12 protein-coding genes are annotated in these 19195 nt (G+C 57.8%); all 12 read right to left on the reverse strand.

The window, feature by feature from the left end; genetic code table 11:
* Positions 1-60: 60 nt before the first annotated feature.
* Positions 61-4515, reverse strand: a complete 4455-nt coding sequence (locus ACFWUB_RS01515; protein ID WP_052048726.1) for a hypothetical protein — start codon at positions 4513-4515, stop codon at positions 61-63.
* A complete protein-coding gene (locus ACFWUB_RS01520; protein ID WP_036204620.1) occupies positions 4499-5245 on the reverse strand; it encodes a DUF6063 family protein in 747 nt (248 codons plus the stop codon). The genes ACFWUB_RS01515 and ACFWUB_RS01520 overlap by 17 nt, the downstream gene beginning before the upstream one ends.
* On the reverse strand, positions 5235-6713 hold the full coding sequence (locus ACFWUB_RS01525; protein WP_036204621.1) for a hypothetical protein: 1479 nt from the start codon (positions 6711-6713) through the stop codon (positions 5235-5237). Before ACFWUB_RS01525 ends, ACFWUB_RS01520 begins: the two co-directional genes overlap by 11 nt.
* Positions 6691-7728 carry a DUF2399 domain-containing protein gene (locus ACFWUB_RS01530; protein WP_052048728.1) on the reverse strand — a complete coding sequence of 346 codons (1038 nt, stop codon included), beginning with the start codon at positions 7726-7728 and terminating at the stop codon, positions 6691-6693. Before ACFWUB_RS01530 ends, ACFWUB_RS01525 begins: the two co-directional genes overlap by 23 nt.
* Before the next feature lie 80 nt (positions 7729-7808).
* Positions 7809-9458 carry a diguanylate cyclase gene (locus ACFWUB_RS01535; RefSeq protein ID WP_416184085.1) on the reverse strand — a complete coding sequence of 550 codons (1650 nt, stop codon included), beginning with the start codon at positions 9456-9458 and terminating at the stop codon, positions 7809-7811.
* A complete protein-coding gene (locus tag ACFWUB_RS01540) occupies positions 9455-11929 on the reverse strand; it encodes an EAL domain-containing protein (protein WP_416184086.1) in 2475 nt (824 codons plus the stop codon). Before ACFWUB_RS01540 ends, ACFWUB_RS01535 begins: the two co-directional genes overlap by 4 nt.
* A gap of 108 nt (positions 11930-12037) precedes the next feature.
* Positions 12038-13240, reverse strand: a complete 1203-nt coding sequence (locus tag ACFWUB_RS01545; RefSeq protein WP_370856607.1) for a lipase family protein — start codon at positions 13238-13240, stop codon at positions 12038-12040.
* Positions 13241-13307: 67 nt separating this feature from the next.
* Positions 13308-14747: an Rne/Rng family ribonuclease gene (locus ACFWUB_RS01550; protein WP_292105667.1), complete on the reverse strand. Its 1440-nt coding sequence runs from the start codon at positions 14745-14747 to the stop codon at positions 13308-13310.
* Between the two features lie 44 nt (positions 14748-14791).
* Positions 14792-15487 (reverse strand): precorrin-2 C(20)-methyltransferase, encoded by a 696-nt coding sequence (gene cobI / locus ACFWUB_RS01555; RefSeq protein ID WP_239639553.1) that lies wholly within the window; start codon positions 15485-15487, stop codon positions 14792-14794.
* A gap of 2 nt (positions 15488-15489) precedes the next feature.
* The gene (locus tag ACFWUB_RS01560) at positions 15490-16200 is read right to left on the reverse strand and encodes a TIGR03936 family radical SAM-associated protein (protein WP_292261202.1); all 711 of its coding nucleotides are present in this window, start codon (positions 16198-16200) and stop codon (positions 15490-15492) included.
* Complete coding sequence (locus tag ACFWUB_RS01565; RefSeq protein WP_239639554.1) at positions 16175-18064, reverse strand: TIGR03960 family B12-binding radical SAM protein; 1890 nt, start codon at positions 18062-18064, stop codon at positions 16175-16177. Before ACFWUB_RS01565 ends, ACFWUB_RS01560 begins: the two co-directional genes overlap by 26 nt.
* 24 nt (positions 18065-18088) lie before the next feature.
* Positions 18089-19192: a rod shape-determining protein RodA gene (gene rodA, locus ACFWUB_RS01570; protein WP_298677025.1), complete on the reverse strand. Its 1104-nt coding sequence runs from the start codon at positions 19190-19192 to the stop codon at positions 18089-18091.
* Positions 19193-19195: the final 3 nt, after the last annotated feature.

The following is a 19195-nucleotide window of genomic DNA, read 5'->3' on the forward strand; positions in this document are numbered from 1 at the left end:
ACAAATAGTATCACATTTTATCGTTTTTGTACATCTTTCCCCTTCGCCGCCCTGGCCTCCTCAGAAAAGGCCCAATTGTTCGTATTCGTCGAGGCGGGCCAAGCTTTCGGGATGGTGTTCTTCAAAAAAGGCCGTCTTGATTTCCTTATCCGGTACCAGGACTTTCCCCTTCTTGTTGGCCATTTCGGCGAAGCGGCAGCTGTAGACGACAGGGAAATACTTGCGGATGAAACTGCCCTCCTGATGGGCCGTCAAGGCGAGAATCTGGAAGCCCAGCTGCTTGGCGATGAAGAAGACCGGACTGAGGACGTGGTCGCTCGACGCCTTGCCAAAAGGATTGTCGGCGATGACGACACGCGTATTGTATTTAGCCCGGCGCAGGTGGCAGCGCTTTTCCGACAAATAATTCAGGCAACCCAGGAAAAGGGCCATGTTCTTGCTCCACATTTCACCGCCAGACCATTTATTCGATTCTTCCCAGGAAAAAGGCCGTTCTGAGAAAGTATTGCCACTCGTCGCCTTGCGGCAACGGACTTTGATGGTCTGATTGCCGAAAATACAGCGCAGCATTGGCTGGGTCCGCAGCTTTTTTTCCAGGATGGCCCGGGATTTTACTTCCGGCTCTTCCCCCTCGTCGGCCCGGTCCAGCTCGGCCGTCAAGGCATTGAGATAATCGCGGATTGACGTACGGGCTGCCGCATCCTGCCAGGGCGGCACTTGTATCTGGAAAATATCCTTCGTCGTCTCTCCGATTTTGATGCGCGTTTTGGCCGCCAGCTCCCCTAAGCCGGTGCAGACATCCTGCAAATGGAGGATCATGTGGTTTAGCATGTGTTCCAGATGAGCACAATGGCTCTGCCGTTCTTCTTCAGAAACGGAAATGACCCGTTCCAGCCGTTCCCGGCTCTTGTCCTGCCATTCCAGGTAGGCCGTATAGTCCCGCTTATAGCGGAGGCCGTCGACGATGCTGCTGCGCAGCTTGACATCGGCCACGTTCTTTTCGCAGTATGTCCGGAATTTTTCCCGTTGTTCGTCGCAGGCACTGCGCCGTCTGTCGACATCTTCCCGGACCGTTTCAGCCTGTTCCAGGATGGGCATGACAGCCTGGGCCAGGCCGTCTGCCATTTTAATCGTTTCCAGCCCTTCGACGAGACCTTCAGGCACATCATCGGCCGCAAAGAGGAGACGTTCGTTCTTCACATCCAATCGTTGATGCAGGGCAGCCAGCTTCCTCGCTTCGCCCTGGGCGGCCTGCTGTTTGCGGATAGCTGCGGCCATGGCTTCTTTCAGGGACTTTTCCAAATCCCGGGCCTGAGCGCGGACGGCTGCGACGGCCCCATCCAGAGCCGGCAGTTCTTCATAGCGGGAATGATACCGGTCCTCTTCCGTCTTCAGGCGGCCTGCAGCCTGGTCGTACTGCGACCGGGCTGTCCGATATGCCTTGTCTGCCTGCTGGCAGGTCCGGGTCAGGCCTGGCCGTTCCTTGAGAAGGGCGGCTTCCCGTTCGGCTCCGTCTTCCGGATAGGAAACGTCCTCATCCAGGGGCAGCTCAGCCGACTGGCGCAGTCGTTTCATGTCAGCCGCCAGCTGGGCATCGGTTTTACGAGCCCCTTCGATCTGGGCTTCCAGGCGGCCCCGGTTCTCATTGGCTCCGTCTAGGCGGCTCTTGAGGCGGCGCCGTTCTTCGGCCAGGACATCATAGTCCCGGCCATCTTCGACGGCTTCTGTATCCTGTACTTCAGCCCAGTACAGCTTCTGTCGGAGCTGGCTGCAACGGGTTTCGATACGGCTGTACTGACGCAATTTCTCTTCATATTGTGCCTGAAGGCGCTTCCCTTCCGCAGCCAGTCCCTCCAGGGCATGCTGCAAGTCACCCGCCTGCTTCATGAGCTGCCTATTCTTTTCCAGGATGGCCCGATGCTGGCGCTGTAATTCCAAATAGTCCGCCAGCCGGCCGAGGGCTGTGACCAGTTTGCTTTCCTGTTGGCGCGCCGTGAACAGGCGGCTGCGGTAGAGTTCGACGCTTTGCCGGCATTGTTCGGCTGTCCGGCGGGCTTCGTCCAGATGCCGCTGGCAGCGTTCGCTCTCATCGCGGAGGCTGCGCTGTTTCGCCACCTGATCGCGGTACTGGCTAAAAGGATAGTGTTCATAAAAAGCCTGCAAATCCGCCAGGAGCGGCCGCAAGGCCGTCAGGTCCCGGTCATTTTCGGCCATGGCTGCATCGGCCCGGCTGGCACCGGCCCGAAGGGCTTCCAGCCACGACGAAAAGGCTTCGGGCAGGATGTTCCGCCAGTAAGCCGGCACGACCTGCCGCGTTGGCAAAGGCTGGCTCTGGCCGGACACGAGGCGGCGCACTTCGACTTCCGTCAGGACGAAGACGGGCTGGAAAAAGTCACGCCCTGCCTTTTCCAGGCGGTTCATGAGCTGCGGCAGTTCATCCGTCGTCGTCACGACCGATGCCGCCCAGAAAGGATAACGGCTGTACAGGCCTTCGGCGCCGCCTTCTGCCGTTTCACTGTACGTGCGGAACAGTTCGGCCCCGCTCTTGAGATAGAGGAAATCACGGCTCCAGGCGTCGATCTTATCTGCCAGGACCGGGTCGGCCAGGAACTGGTCCTGCCCGCCATAAATATCGAGCCAGCGATGGGCCCGGCGGCGGGCCAGGTCCAAGTCGCGGCGCCGCGCTTCTAAGGTAAACAGGTCATCGCCGACTTGCTGGCAAAGGGCCTCGGAACGGCGATAGAGGCTGGCCGTATCGTCAGCGATATTGGCACAGTGAGGCCACTGCTGCAGCCGGTCCTGAAGATTCTTGGCCAGCATATCGGTCTGGCTCAGGGCCAGGCCCAGCTGCCACAGTTCCTGCTGCCGGGCAGCTTCTTCTCTTTCCGCTTCCGGTACCAAAGCCGCTGCCTTGCTGCCTTCTTCTTCGTAGAAGGCCTGGTTCTTTTCATAGCCTGCCGCATCCTGGCGGACCTGAGCCAGCTCCCGCTGCCAGCGCCGCTGGATATCAGCCGCTTCTTGACGGACAGAATCGGCAAAGAGTTCCTTTTCCAGTTTTTCCTGCTGTCGCAGGAGTTCCTGGATTTGCCCTTCGCCGCCTTTGACGTCATTCAGGATGCGATGATAGGCGGCTTCCTGTTTTTCCTTTTCATGCTGGATGTCTGCCTGCTGATGGCGTACCCCTTCCATGGCCGCTGCCGTCTGGACCAGGCCGGCCTTCTCCTTAGCTTCGGCCTGGTCGAACCAGCCGTGCAGGGCGGCACTGTTCTGCTGCAGCTGGGCCAATAACTGCTGCGTCCCCGCATCGGCTTCAAGACTGGCCAGGGCCTGCTGCCATTCGGCCAGGAGGGCATCATTGCGGGACTGGTCCCGTTTATAACGGCTCAAAGTCAGATTCTGCGATTCCCGGATATTCGCCTTGCGGGCTCCTTCGGCTTCACGGTAGCCCTGTTCAGCCCTGTCGCTGGCCGAGCGGGCGTCGTCACAGGCCTCCCGGGCTTCGACGACGTCGCAGGCGGCCAGGAGACGTTCATTTTCGGCCTGGCGGGCAGACAAGGCGGCCTGTTCTTCCTTTAAGTCTTCCTGCTCGTCGTGCCGTGCTTTTTCATCCTGACAGATACGGCCATAATAGGTCCGCAGGCGGCTGTTCAATATCCGCAAAGCCTCTTCGGCATCGAAGCAGTGCTTCTGGACGGCAGTATAGGCTTCCAGTTGTTCCAGGACACCTTTCATTTCAGTAATGCGCTTTTCCAAACGCAGCTGCTGCTTTACGTGTTCCCGCTGGCTCTCAAAGAGTTCGGCGAAGCCATTTCCCTTGGCCGTAGCCGGGCCGGACGCCGCCAGACAGCCTTCTTCGACCGTCGGGATGAGGAGCCGGTCTACGAGTTCGTTCGTCGTGCGGCAGTTCTCGAAATACCCTTCGACGCCACCTTCGGTCTCGTTGATAGCAGCGATTTTATTCCATTCCGACGGGATGATCTTGAAATGTTCCTCCAAGTACTGACCATAGGCCAGGAGGGTATCATTTTCCGAAAAGAACCGGGCTGCCATGGTGTGCTCGGCGACACCGCGGAAATAGGACGCCATTTCTTCCTTCGTCGCCGGCCGGGCCTTGCCCTTGTCGCTGCGGACAAAGGGCAGCGTGTCTAGGCGCACCTGGGACGATGGCGTATATTCCAGGGCGAATTCCTGACTGGCCAGCTGTTCCTTGCTGTTCATGAAAAGGGAGACCGCTGTCAGGGCATAGCGCCGAGGTTGATCTTCGAGGATCCATTCGACGGCAATGTGGGCGACGGCATTGTTCAGCTGCAGCGTTTCCTGTATCTTGCGCTGGGCTACGGTCTTGCGCGGCAGGACGGCCTGGATCAGGGTCTGGACGAAGACGGTCTTGCCGGCCCCGTTTTCCAGGAGCAAGATGCCATTATAGCCGTCGAAGCGGAACGTCGTATCGATATAGCGTTTGTGGCCATTGTCATAGATGACATTGGTGAAACGGATTCTACTGATGGAGGGCATGGGGATTATCTCCTTTCCGCTGTTCTAAGTCATACATGAAATCGAGGATACCGTGATTATAAGCCGACTCCATGAAATACAAGGAGAAAATGGCACGGGCCTTGGTGGTCAGTTCCATTTCGCCTTCACCGATTTCCCGGACCAGGTGCTGGCGGACGAGGAAGGCCTTGGTCATATTGAGGAAACTCAGGCGGCTGTTCGTTCGGGCATCTTGTTTCTTCGCCGTCTCTTTGAGGCTGTCCATATCGCTCCACTTCTGCATCAGGGCCAGCCAGTTGAAATTGCAGTCCCCTTCGGCTTCGCGCAAGGTCTTCTCATCGTGGTGGCGCAGGGATTCCATGCGGCTGTCCATGGCCTCCAGCCAAACCGGCATAGTGACGAAATCGTTAGGTTCATCGGATTGATAGCTGTCGTAGAAACAGCCGAAGAGGACGATGATGGCCATATAGAGGAGATAAATATCCATATTGACGGACTTAGCCGTCATATAGGTCTTCTTGAACTGTTCATTACTGATGTGGAACGGCGAATCGACGGCTGCCGGAAAAAGATACAGTGTATCGGCATCGGTCACGAGGACGCATTTGACATGGCGGGCGTAGATTTCCACTTGGCCGGCGATTTCTTCGTCTTCCCAATATAAAGGCACGTCGAGCTTATGGACCTCGCCGCTGGCGGCCAGGCGGGTATAGATATCGAAAGCGGCCATCATTTTTTTATTATCCAGCATGGACTGTCACCTCTATTTCCATATTACTAATCGTATAATCCAGGATATCCACGGTTCCTTCCCTTTCGACGGCTTCCAGGCTCTCCAGCTGCGGACAAGTTTCAGGGATGGCCGCATAGACCGATTCCGTCCCAGCCAAGTCTTCGCTCAAGGTGAGCACGTGGCGGCGGTGGATGAGCATCCAGAAGATATAGAACTGCTTGCTTCGGCATAAATCGGGAGCTGCCTCTTCCAGATAACTACAGAAAGCGTCCAGCGTCGTCGCCGTCCGGCCCTGGAGGAAGGCCAGCAGGGCCTGGACGATGGCGGCGTAATGGCGCTGGATGTTGACCAGCTTCTCGCCGCTCACTTCCGTATCATCGACGTCAGGGAAATCTTCCTGTCGGCTCTCCCGTTCCAGCCGTTCCAGCCGCTGGGGCATGAAGATATCCAGGAGCGACCAGACGCGGCACTGCTGCAGTTCCAGGAAGGGCTCGACCAGGCGCCGGGCCGCCGTCACTGGTAACGGCGACGAAAAGAGGCGGCTCGTTATTTCCTGTTCGTAGTTGAAACTGTCGATACCCGTAAAATACAAGGATTCTTCGGCGGCTTCCAAGGCCGATGTCCCCAGGTCTATGCCGGCCTTGAGGAGGCTTCGGTGCAGGCTGTGGACGTATTCCAGGCGCCGTTCGACTTCCAGGATATTGTCGTACGCCCGCCGTTCCGGGTCTTTATCGGCATTATTGCGGATGCGTTCCTTCGTCTCGGCGACAAAGTCCTTCAGTTCCTTGAAAGCGTCTTCTTCGCTTTTCAGGCGCTGGTTGAGGTCATCGACGATTTTCCGGTACCGTGCCAGTGTCTCTTCAGAGACGATGTTGCGATGGATTTCCTGGCGGATACGGGCCATACGGCTGCGCAGGGTCTCGACGTCGAGGCGCATTTCCTCGATCTGCCGCAGGGCCAGGACGAACTGGCCTTTTTCCAGCTGTTTTCGCAGGATGAGCTGATTGATGGACAACTGATATTCGTTGAAATATTCTTTCGTCGCAAAAATGAGCTCCAAGCCCTGTTCGTCCAGGACATAATACTGTTCGTTCGAATGGATGTCGGCCCGATCAGCCTTCAAATAAGAATAGCGGGCCCGTACTTCCTTTCCCTGGTCCCAATCGAAGAAGGCTTCTTCATTGCGTTTGCCTGTCGGCGGGCGGAAGACAGCGACGATGTCCCGGGCCAGCTGTTCATACTCCCGGGCATCGTCAAAAAGGCTGCCTCCGGTCTGGTCTGCCAGAAAAGCCGCGAGATTGCGGATACCTGCGTCCTTCTTGCCATCGAGCATCTGTTCAAAGAAAAAAAGCAGCGTCATCAAGCCCAGTTCCATCCCCGACCGTTCCTGGCCATGGACGTCTTTGAAACGACGCCGGTCCAGGCGGTACAAAGGGGACATGAGCAAAATACGCTGCATTCGTTCAGAAAAATGTTCTAGTTCCATATAACGTCTCCTTCAATGCCTTGATGAGGTCACTTTCTGTCAAAGCTTCCTGAGGGTAATAACGGCCGCTGTCCAAGAGGGAGCGAAACATACCGGCCCGTTCCCTGCCGACGGCGGCGGCAAAAGGCGGCCACACCGGTTCTTCACGCTGCTGATTCTCCTTTCCCTGAGGAGCCTCATAGGCCAGGAAGGCTTCATAAAAAGGGACGGCCAGGCGGACTTCGACTGCCTTTGAAGCGGCTGCTGCCTGCCAGATGCGCAGGCCTTCCCAATCGAAGTCGCCGAAATACCAAACGATATGACGGCCATCGGGGCAGCCGCACTGCCGAGGAAGAAAATCCAGATTGGCAGCGATTTTCCAGCCGCCGCCAAAGATGAGCGACGCCAGCGGCAGGTCTGGCAAATGAGGCAAGAGGCGGCCGTAAGGGGCTTTATTTTCGACGACCAAGTGATGATAGACATCTTTCTGGAGACAAGCTGGATGGACCGCCATCATGAGCGGGTCCGGCTGGTCACAGATTTTCAAATCAGCCGTCGTCAATCCCAATCGCTTCAATAAGCCTACACCCGCTTCCAGGAGGTATTTCTCGTCGGCGAAAATATCCCACGACCGCTGCTGGAGCGAGGCCGGTCCCTGCGGGAGCCCCTGCGAAAGCCAGGCACTCAGTTTCCTGATATACGGCAAATCAGCCTGCCAAGCTGTCAAAGGCTGTTCATAGTAAAAAGAAAAATCGAGTTTTTCCGACAAGGCCAGTTGAATGGCTTCAGTCTGGATGGTCGTCACCGACGAAAAGAGCTTAGCCGGTACCCGTTTCAGCCGCCGCGGCAAGCCGCTGAAATCGACGCCGGCCGAACGGACCGCTATCAGGCTGCCATCGGCTAAGAGCGCCGCTACAGCAGGCCGGAAACGGCTGTAATCCCAGGAAGCAAAAGCGTCCTGCAATACGTCGAGGTCCAGCGTCTTTTTAGGGTAAGTCTGTAAAAATTGCCGTACTTCCTCTCTATCTGCATCCATATCTTTCCTCTCCTCTTGCCAGCCAGTACTTTCTCTTATTATAAAACAGAGACAGCAGGAAAGGACCCGGTTTTCCGCCTTTACGACCGTGGAGCCAAGTGCTTTTTCTGTTCATACATTTTCGTGTCAGCCCGGTTGAAGACGGCTTGGTACGCCGCATCGCGAGTCTGGTCGTAGACGGCCATGCCTACGGAAGCGGCGAGCTGCGTCCACGGCTGAGCGGCTTTCAAATCGCGGATGCGTTCGAAAGCCTGGACTTTTTGGAACAAAGCGTCCCGGTTATCGTAGTCCTCGCCTTCGAGGATGACGACGAATTCGTCGCCGCCGATGCGGTAGACCGGGCTGTGCTTATAGATGCGGCAGACGGCCTGGCACAGGCGCTGTAAGGCGATGTTCCCCTTTTCGTGGCCAAAACGGTCGTTGACGTCCTTGAGCTGGTTCAAGTCGACCATGACCACGGCAAAGGCAGCCTGGCCGGCGGCGATTTTCTGGTTGAGGTCGTAGACCTTCCTGTTGTAGGCGGCGACGTTCTTGACGGCCGTCAGTGCATCCTGATAGGCCTGTTTCTGCATGGCGCCGACGTATTTGCGCATCCGTTCCATCGTATCGTTCATGTGGCGGGCAAGCCGCCCGATTTCATCTTGAGCTGTACTGTCCAGAGGCTGGTCATATTCGCCGCGGCCCAGGCGGCGGGCGGCTTCACTGATGTCATGCAGGGGCCGGACGATACGGTTCGCCGCCCGGATAGCCAGGAGCGTCGACAACAGGCCGATGACGACGGTCACAGCCAGGATCCCGAAGGTCATGAGCTGGCGGCCGGCATAGATTTCCCGTTCCGGTGCCGTCACGCCCAGTTTCATGCCATTCTTCAAGGTCGCAAAGCCCATGGCCATGGGAATGCCCTGATAGTAATAATGAATCAAATGGGTATCCGTCGCTGACTGCTCCAGCAGCTCTCCGTGGCTGACGATATCGAAGCGCGGCTTGAACTCGTAGGCCACCTCCCTGCCATCGGGATGGAAATAAAAAGTCTGCCAGTCCTTGAAGAGGAAGCCGTATCCGCTGTCATAGACCTTCATGCTGCCGATGAGGTCGCAGAGCATGTTGAAGTCGATATCGACGCCGACGACGGCGACGAACTGGCCTTGGACGTAGACGGGCATGACGTAGCTGATCATGCGGACACCATTATTGTCATTGACGTAAGGTGTCGTCCACAAGGCCCTCTTCTCACGCAAGGGCTGATAATACCAGTTCGTCCGGCCCGCGTCGGCTTCCCCGTACGCCTCGACGGAGGTAATGGGCTGGGACACAAAATCATGACGCGCATCTTTGCGGGTATACCAGAAGCCGTCCGGCCCGCCGGCCAGGTCTTCATTGTAATGGAGGTAATAGCCCTGGACGCCGTCGATGCCGGATACAGCATTATAAAAAGACCGGCTAATCATGGCTTCCAGCCGGTCGCGGTTGGCTTTATTACGCAAGTCCTGGGGATTTTTGACTTCATGCTCGATGGTATGGCCGATATAGTGGACGATGTCTTCGGACTGCATGAAAATTGGATTCAGTGTCGTACTGGCGTGGATGGCCCGGCCAGTGAGGGTCTTGGCGGCGATTTCCGTCTCGCTGCGGTCGACGAGGAAGACGCAGAGGCTGCCGAAGACCAGGGTCAGCGTCAGGGAGACGCCGCAGATGACGTTCAAAAAGCGGGACCGTATAGTTTGCATCATGAAAGGGTCCCTCCTTTATGCAGCTGACAGGCCGGGCAGCAGAGCGCCGGCCGCACACAGGCCAGGGCCAATTTCCGACCGCTCCGGGGAACGGCGATGTACGTGACCTCTTTCCACGTATAGCCTGCATCCGCTCCTTTCTGGCGGAAGCGGAAGCAATCCGACTGGTCCCCTTGGGATAATTTCCTTTTGAGCGCCGTATAATCGGTGAAATCCAGGAAGCGCTGGCAGTCATCGGGATGGATATAGCTCCGGGCATAGTGATGAAGGAACTGGCGCATGAAGAGGCATTTCTCCATGAGTTCCCCGGCTACGGCATGGCGCGAGAACAAGGGGATCCCGGCTGATTTGTCCAAGTCGATGAGGTAGATGACATCGTACAGGCGGTAGAGCTCATGAATGTGGACGTTCAGCGCCTCCTGCTCCTGGATGTGTTCGTCCAGGGTCAGGTTGTGCAGGGACACGGTCAGCATCCAGCACGACGGCATGGAGGCAACGAGTTCCGCCGTGAGCTGGACGTAGTAGCCCTTTTCCGACTGGAAGATCGTTTCCAAATGACCGCTCTGCTTGAGGCCTTCCATGAGGTCCCGGAAATGGGCATAAAGCCGCGTTCCAGGCCGGTTGATGCGCAGTTCGGCACTGAGGGCCGTAATGCGGCCGAAACTGGCCAGCTGATCCCGATAGGCCTGATTGAGATAGACGTGATGGAATGCTTGGCCGTCGTATTCGACCAGGGCCAGGGACTGATGGGTCCGGCGGATGGCGGCGCTGGTTTTCTCGTAATAAGCTCGGCTGGCCGCATCTTCGAAAGACCGGTACTGGCCTTCCAGATAGGAAAATAAATCGTTCCAGGGCATGGGCTTACTGAAGAAATAGCCCTGGAGCTTATCGCAGCCTACAGAGGCCAGGAAATCGACGTGTTTCTGCGTCTCTACGCCTTCGGCCAGGCTCTGGCTGCCGATTTCCTTGATCATGTCGACGGTATTGCCGATGATGGAACGGGCCTTGTCCGTCGACGACGAGAGGAAATGCGTATCCAGCTTGATGATATTGAAGTCATAATCCTTGAGGACGTTGAGCGACGAATAGCCGCTGCCAAAATCGTCCATGAGAATTTGGTAGCCAGCCTGGAGGAAGCGTCCCAGGGCCTCTTTGATGACTTCTTTATCGTGGACCAGCATGGTCTCCGTGATTTCCAGATGGATGAGGTCCCGCGGCAGGCCATATGTCCGGACCGTATCTTCGACGACCTGGAAGATGTCGCAGAGGAAAAAGTCCAGACGCGACAAATTGAAGGATACCGGGACGACGGGAAGCTGCTGATCCAGGCGGCGGCGCAGGGCCTGGCAGGTCTGGCGCAGGATGTAGCAGTCGAGTTTATAGATGTCGTGGTTCTTTTCCAGGATGGGAATGAAGCGGGCCGGCGACAGGAAGCCGACGACGGGGTCATTCCAGCGGGCCAGGGCTTCCATGCCGCAGACGGCACCGGTCAGGGTGCGGATGACAGGCTGATAATAGACCTGGATCCAGCCGTGCTCAATAGCGTCATCACAGTGTCCGGCAATGTAGTTGTTGACCGTAATCAGCTTCTGCAGGTCCTGGGTATATTCCAAGACGGAGACGCCCACTTCATCGCGGATGTGCTGGCAGGCGATTTTGGCATAATCCACGGCCAGAGCCGGGTCGACGACCTGATTTTCAGGAAAATGGTAGACGCCGGCCTTGATTTCCAGCTGGTACTTGCGATAGACCTGGCAGATGGATTCATGAAGTGTTTCCAGCTTTTCCCGCACAGACCCTTCCGGCGTGAGCAGCTGGAAGTGGTCATTGCGGCGACGCGACAAGAAGCCCTGCGGGAAGGTTTCCCGAATCATGGTGGCCAGGCCTTTCAGGCAGTCATCGCCGACGGCGACGCCATAGCGGATATTGACGAGCTTGAAGTTGATGACGTTGAAATAGACCAGGCAGTATCCCGACAGGGACTGACCGGATTCCATGAGGTCCCGGACATACTGGAGGAAGCGCCGGTTCCCGGGCAGGCCGGTCATGTTGTCGATGTCGCTGGTCAGGTATTTGCGGTCGTAATCGGCGATAAAGACGTAATAGACCTCACCCACGCCGGGCAGGGTGACTTTGCGGCTGAAGTGTTCTGCATAGCGTACGGTACCGTCACAGGCGATGACGCGGTAGCGGGCATAACTGGTCTGGCAGACGTCGCTCGCCGTCTGCTGGCGGATATTCTGTTCTACCAGTTCCCGGTCCCGCAGGTCGACCATGCCGCGGAAGCTGTGATGGACGTAGTCGGCCAGTTCTTCGTAAGAAGCGCAGCCAAAAAAGCCGATGACATAGTCACTGGCATAGAGCAGTGTTTCCCCTTCATCGGCTTTATAAATAAAGATTCCCCCGGCCAGGCTCTGGGGGATGCAGGCCGTCAAAGCGGCCTGGTCCTTCCCGTTCATTTGATGTTCCATGCGTCCATCTCCCGTCGTAATATATTTTATATTTCGTATATACCATCCGTATATTTCTGTATATATTTCTATTTCATTATATTACAAGCCTGACAGGAGTACAAGCGCCTAGTCGGCACCGGCCAGAGCCAGCAGGGCTTCAATGGGTGTCATCTTGCCCGTATCGGTCGTGCGGGACACGGCCGTCCGCACCAGGCCGGTCCGGGCATCGTACCATATTTCGTCATACGTGAGGGCAAAGTCATATTCTTTTCCCTTGAGGCGCCGCGCCTGGAACTGGCGGAGCAGGACCTCGCTGCAGCCGTTCTGCCGGGCCTGGCGCAGGGCTTCTCCCAGGGACTGTTCCCTGCGGGCAAAGACAGGATGCAGGCGGTAGCCGAGCTGGTCGTCGGCAGCCCGTTCCAGATAGGGCGTATCGGCCTGCAGGGCCTCGTCGAGGGTCAGGGACAAGGGCGGGACCCAGACCGGTGAGCCGAAAGGCCGGCCGCCATCGTCTGGCACAGCATGGCCCAGATAGGTTTCATAAGCCGTCTTGGCATCGTAATAACGGCGCAGAGCGGTGTCGGCATATCCGGCTATATCATGGGCAAAGCGGCGCGTCGTCGGCGCTGCCTGCCAGACCGTCTTGTCCGGGAACTGTTCATACGTGCGGGAAACGGCCTGTACGGCCTTTTCTACGGGATCGCCCTCCATGACGATGCGGTCCAGCCGGATGCGCCGGCCGTAAGCCTCATTAAAGGCGTCATTGCCGACAGCCGGAGCGCCGAAGGTCACGACCTGGAGCTGCGACGCACCCTGGTCGGCCAGGCGGGCCGCCGCCAGGACGGCGACGGCTCCGCCCAGGCTGTGACCGGTCAAGGTCAGCCGTTTCGGTGCATGGGCATCGGCAGCCAGCACCTGGCCTACGGTCTGGCCACCATAGGGCGCTGCCAGAAGGGTCGTCGTGTAGTGGTCAAAGCCGGCATGGACGCGGCGGACGCCGTCCTTTCTAGCTGTCTTCCCGGCCGTGCCGCCGTAGGCGACGGAATGGAGGTTCAAATCGGACTTGATGTCGGCCAGGCTGGCCGTTCCGGTCACGGCCAGGAGCGTATCGTCCCCTTTCCGGACCAGGTGGAACTTGGCTTCCGATTTATCATCCTTCTGGACCTGGCTGTCGATGTGCCAGCCCCGGCGCACCAGCTCCTGACGGGCTGCCAGACCGGGCCTGTCGCCGTAAGAAGCCATGGCCATCCAGGCACAGAGGGCTTCCTGCCGGGCCTGTTCATAAGCGGCGCGCGGCGAATCGGCAAAGACAGAAAAAGCTGTTGTCACGCAAAAAAGGCACGTGAAAACAGCTTTGTAACAAGAAGTGAACATAGGCTTTCCCCTTTCCAGCCCATCAGGGCTCGTAGGACAAAATGGAAAAGACTTCCCGGTTCGGATGGTGTGATTCTTCAAAATAGAGAGTCCGCTTCAGCTCCCGTTCCCATTCGGCTTTGCGCTTCTTGTCCTTGAGCAGGGCCAGGACGTCGGGATGGGCTTCGATGAGGATATCCCCTTTGATGTGGCGGACCTGGACCATATGGCGCAGGCGGCGGATGATCTGGATGGCCACGGTTTCCGGCGAATAGAGGTAGCCTGAACCGCCGCAGACGTCACACGGGCTGAACTGGACCTGGTACAGGCTCTGGCGGGCCTTCTTGCGGGTGATTTCCACAAGGTTCAGGGCCGTCATGCCCAAGACGCGGGTCTTGGTGCAGTCCTGCGCCGTTTCCCGGGTCAGGATCTGGAGGATTTCGTCGCGTTTCGTCGGCTGGGCCATGTCGATGAAATCGATGATGATGATGCCGCCAATATCGCGCAGGCGCAGCTGGCGGGCGATTTCCACGGCCGCTTCCTTGTTGACGTGGAAAATCGTGTCCTGCAGGGTCGAACCGTTACCGGTGTACTTGCTGCTGTTGACGTCGATGACCGTCAGGGCTTCCGTGTGGTCGATGACCAGATTGCCCCCTGACGGCAGGGGCACGATGCGCGACATGAGGTGGGTCAGGCTCTCTTCGATGGCGTACTGTTCAAAGATGGGCACCGTCCCTTCGTAGAGGCGGACGCGGCTGCGCCAGGCCGGGTCGGGAAAGACCTGGCAGATGCGTTCATAAGCTTCGCGGCTGTCGACGACGACTTGTTTGACGTCGGCCGTGAAATGGTCGCGGATCATGCGCATGACCAGGTCGGCTTCGCGGTATAAGAGGGTCGGCTTGCGGGACCGCTTATACCGCTGGAGGATGCTGTCCCACGTCCCCAGGAGATACTGCAGGTCCTTGAGGAGCTCTTCCCGGGAAACGCCCTTGGCGACGGTCCGGATGATGAGGCCCATGCCGTCGGGCTTGATTTCCGATACGATGCGGCGCAGGCGGTTGCGTTCTTCTTCATCGCGGATTTTCTTGGACACGCCGATGTAATCGACAGTCGGCATGAGGACGGCGTAGCGGCCGGCCAGGCTGATATTGGCCGTGACTTTCGGCCCCTTCATGCCCTGTTCGTCCTTGATGACCTGGACCAGGACGGACTGGCCCACGGAGAGGTGCATCTGCTGGATTTCTTCCTTCGACGCCGCCCGCGGGAACATGTCGCCCATATAGATGAAGGCGTTCCTGCGGCGGCCGATGTTGACAAAGGCAGCCTGCAGGGACGGCAGGATGTTCTGAATCGTCCCTTTATAGATATGGTTGACAATGTGCATGTCGTCATTGCGTTCGACAGCGAAATCACGAAGACGACCATCCTCCAGGATAGCCATGCGCGTTTCTTCTGGCATGACATTGCCTACGATTGTTTTCATCTTCTCATTCCTCCTGTGCGGGCAAATTGGTAATCGCAGACAGGCTATTTCACTAACAAGACGGCGAAATAACCCGTTTCTTTGGCGTCAGCCGCTTTTTCATAGACCCGTTCTCCCGGCAGGCCGCAGCGTTCGATCATCGACGCCTTGTCGAGGAGCTGCAGGTCCCGCAGTTCCTCCTGGATTGGTGCCAGCCGTCCCGAGGGCTTCATGATGACCTTGCTGCCTTCCAGGGCCAGCAGTTCTTTGCGGTGTGCATTGTTTCCGGGGATGACGATGAGGGCTTCATCCTTTTCGCACAGCGGCTGCTGGAGCTTGGCGGCGACGGCGCAGAAACTGGGCACGCCGGGCACGATTTCCGTGTCGTAGCCGGCCTCATGGACGAGGCGGTGGACGTAGATGCTGGTCGCGTAGACCGTCGGGCAGCCCAAGGTGATGAGGCAGACGTCGCGGCCCTGGTCGAGTTCGTCCTGCAGGCGGCGCGCCGCTTTCTCATGGGCTCCCTGGAGGACCTGGTCGTCGCGGGTCATGGGGAAATCCATGGCGATGACCATTTTATCTTCTAAGGAAACGCCGCAGCCGTCCAGGGCCTTCAAGAGGATGCCCTGGGCCGTGACGACGCCGGTCCGGCTCTGGGGCACGGCCAGGACGGGACAGGTCCTGATGATTTTCAGCGCCTTCAGGGTCAGCAGTTCCGGGTCGCCCGGGCCGACGCCGACGCAATAGAGTGTACCTTTCATGATCATCCCTCAAATAACGAATATTTCTGACCGTTTTCCTTGCGGACGAAAATACCCGTCCGCCGGGCCAGCATCATGTCCGTGTGGATGGGCAGGCCGAATTGGCTGCCCAGGATTTCCCAGACCTGGGACGGCTTGATGGCCCCTTCGCCGGTCTGATAGATGCCGACAGTCAGATAGACATTGCCGTCCTTCACATGGCCGTGGACGGCTTCGACGACGTGCTGCTTGACGTCGATGGTACGCACGCGGTGCTTGCCCTTGTGGGACACCTTTTCATAGAGGACGCTGGCTGCGTCATTGAATTTCGCCAAAATCTGGTTGAGTCCGTCCTGGCTGAGGTCTTCCGTCAGCGGGCCGCGCAGGGTATAGACGGCGTAATTGGCAATGGCCATCAGCTTCGGTGCCTTGGCATCGACGTATTTGCCATCGAGGACGGCAAAGCCCTGGGGCGACATGGCGTTCATGCGCGCCATGACGTCGGCGACGGGCAGCTTTTCAGCCAGTTCCATGTCGAGGTATTCCACATCGGCCGAGACACCGACGCCCAGGGCCGAGGCGAAGCTGAGCTTCATATGCGGATTGAAGCCTTCAGAATAACAGATAGGCAGTTTGGCCCGGATGATGACGTAGCGCACGGCCCGGGCAAAATCCAGGTGCGACAGGAATTGCAGGGCCCCATCTTTCTTAACAGCTAAACGTAGTCTTTCCATGGTCGTCCCCTTCCTTTCTGTCGATGATGGATACGCCCAGATTCGGGCAGACACCGCAGCCCGTACAGGGCAGGCGGCGGCAGTCGTGAGTCAGTTCAGCTCGAGAGGCCTTCTGCCATTCGCGCTTCAAATAGGCCTTGGCGGCGCCGTTGCTGAGATGGTCCCAGGGCAGGGCTTCGTCGAGGCTGCGCGTCCGGGCGGCATAGTAATCGGGGTCGATGCCGGCCAGGTCGAAGGCTTTCATCCACATATCGTAATCGAACATTTCCGTCCAGCCGTCGAACTTGCAGCCCAGTTTCCAGGCTTCGTAGAGGACTTTGCCCATGCGGCGGTCGCCGCGGGCGAAGGTCGCTTCCAGGCGGCCCGTCTTGGCATCGTGGTAATGGTAGGAAATGTGTTTGTCGTTGATGAGACCCTTGATGTACTGCTGTTTCCGTTCGATTTCTTCAATCGGCAGCTGGCCGAACCACTGGAAGGCCGTGTGCGACTTGGGTACGAAGCTCGATACGGAGACCGTGACCTTGCCGTTGTTCTTGTGGGTCACTTTGCGGTAGAGATTGAGGACCTTGTAGGCCAGGTCGGCGATACCGGCCAGATCTTCGTCCGTTTCTGTCGGCAAGCCCATCATGAAATAGAGCTTGACCGTGGACCAGCCGTTTTCAAAGGCATTTTCACAGGCTGCCAGCAAATCTTCTTCCGTAACGCCCTTGTTGATGACATCGCGCAGGCGCTGGGTCCCGGCTTCGGGCGCAAAGGTCAGGCCGCTCTTGCGGACCTGTTGGACCTTCTTGGCGATATCGACGGAAAAGCTGTCGACCCGCAGCGACGGCAGGCTGACGCTGACTTTCTGGCCCTTGAATTCGTCCAAGAGCTGGTCGACCAGTTCGGGCAGGCAGGAATAATCGGCCGAGCTCAGGCTCATGAGGGAAATCTCATTGTAGCCCGAATTGGCGATAATCTGTTTGGCCAGGTCGGCCAGGTGTTCCGGCGATTTTTCCCGGACCGGCCGGTAGAGCATGCCGGCCTGACAGAAGCGGCAGCCGCGGCTGCAGCCGCGGAAGAGCTCCAGGACGGCCCGGTTGTGGACGATGTCGATGTTGGGTACGATCGGTTTCGTCGGGAAGAAGACGTGTTCCACATCGGAAACGACGCATTTCTCGATTTCTGCCGGCGCTCCCGGTTCAGTGACGGTCAGGCCCTGGAAGTCGCCCTTTGCATCGTACTGGGCTTCATAGAAGGACGGCACGTAGTTGCCCGGCTGCTGGGAGAGCTGCTTCAAGAGGCCCTTCTTGCCGCCCGGTTTTCCCTGCTCTTTCCAGGCGATGATCGTATCGGCCAGGACCTGCGTCGATTCTTCCGATTCGCCCAGGAAAAAGACGTCGATGTAATCGGCCAGGGGTTCGGCGTTGTAGGCACAGGGACCGCCGGCTGCCACCAGGGGCATGTCGTCGCCGCGGTCTTTGGCAAAGAGCGGGATGCCGGCCAAATCGAGCATGTTGAGGATGTTGGTAAAGCTCATTTCGTACTGGAGCGTAAAGCCGACCATATCGAAGTCGCGCACAGGCGTCTTCGTTTCCAGGGAAAAGAGCGGATAGCCCTGGCTGCGCATGACTTCTTCCATATCCGGCCAGGGCGCGTAGACCCGTTCGGCTGCCACATCGGGCCGTTCATTGAGGAGCGCATAGAGGATGCGCAGGCCCAGATGGCTCATGGCGACTTCGTAGACGTCAGGGAAACAATAGGCAACGGTCAGTTTGACGGCATCGTGGTCCTTGACGACGCTGTTCCATTCGCCGCCGACGTAGCGGGCCGGCTTGCTGACTTTGCTCAGTAAAATCGGATCGATCTCCACGGGATGTGACAAATTAATTTCCTCCTTCACGGCGGGTTAAAAAATCATCGTCTGCTGACGCATGTAAATACTCAGTAAGAGGCCCAGGCCCATCATATTGGTCGTCAAGGCGCTGACGCCGTAGCTCATGAACGGCAGAGGGATCCCCGTGACCGGCATGATGCCGCAGGTCATGCCGACGTTGACCAGGATCTGGAAAGCCCACATGGAAACGACGCCTGTCGCCAGCATCATGCCGAAGCTGTCCTTGCAGTCCTTGGCGATCATGAGGCCGCGATAGACGAGGATGAAGTACAGGAACAAGAGGAAGACGCAGCCGAGGAAGCCCAGTTCTTCGCCGATGACGGAAAAGATGAAGTCCGTATGGTTTTCCGGCAGGAAGTTCAGCTGGCTCTGGGTCCCCTGGAAGAGGCCTTTGCCAAAGAGCATGCCCGAACCGATGGCGATCTTCGACTGGATGATATGATAGCCGGCGCCAAAGGGGTCGGCATTGGGATTGAGGAAGACCGTAATACGGGACTTCTGGTAATCCTTGAGGAAATGCCAGCCTACGGGCGCCAGGACGACGCCGGCCAGGAAGACGTTGCGCAAGAGGGACATCTTGATGCGGCCGACGAAGAGCATGCCGAAGGTAATGGCCAGGAAGACGAGACTCGTCCCCAAGTCAGGCTGTTTCAAGACCAGGAGGAAGGGAATCCCGACGTAGAGGCCGATGGGCAGGACCTGGCGCCATGTGTTGAGCTGGCCTACGCGGTCGCTGAGGATCGATGCCGTGCAGATGATCATGATGAGCTTGGAAAATTCCGACGGCTGCAGCGTGATTGGGCCGAGCTGGATCCAGCGCTGGGCGCCCAGGGCCGACGTACCGACGAACATGACGGCGACCAGCATGAGCAGGTTGATGATGTACAGGGGCTTGGCGTATTTCTTCAGCTTCGCATAATCGAAGCGGCTGAAAAAGAGGATGATCATCAAGTCGACGACAAAAGCCGCCCCCTGTTTTGCGACGAAGTCGTAGTTGATGGCCCCTTTATTGATATGCGTCGCACTGCCGATGATGCACAGGCTGATGCAGACGATGAGGAAGCTCACGATGAGCATGACTTTATCTAAATTTTTCCATTCTCGTTTAATAAACATTTC

This window comes from Megasphaera sp., assembly GCF_047831605.1.
Lineage (GTDB): Bacteria > Bacillota > Negativicutes > Veillonellales > Megasphaeraceae > Megasphaera > Megasphaera intestinihominis.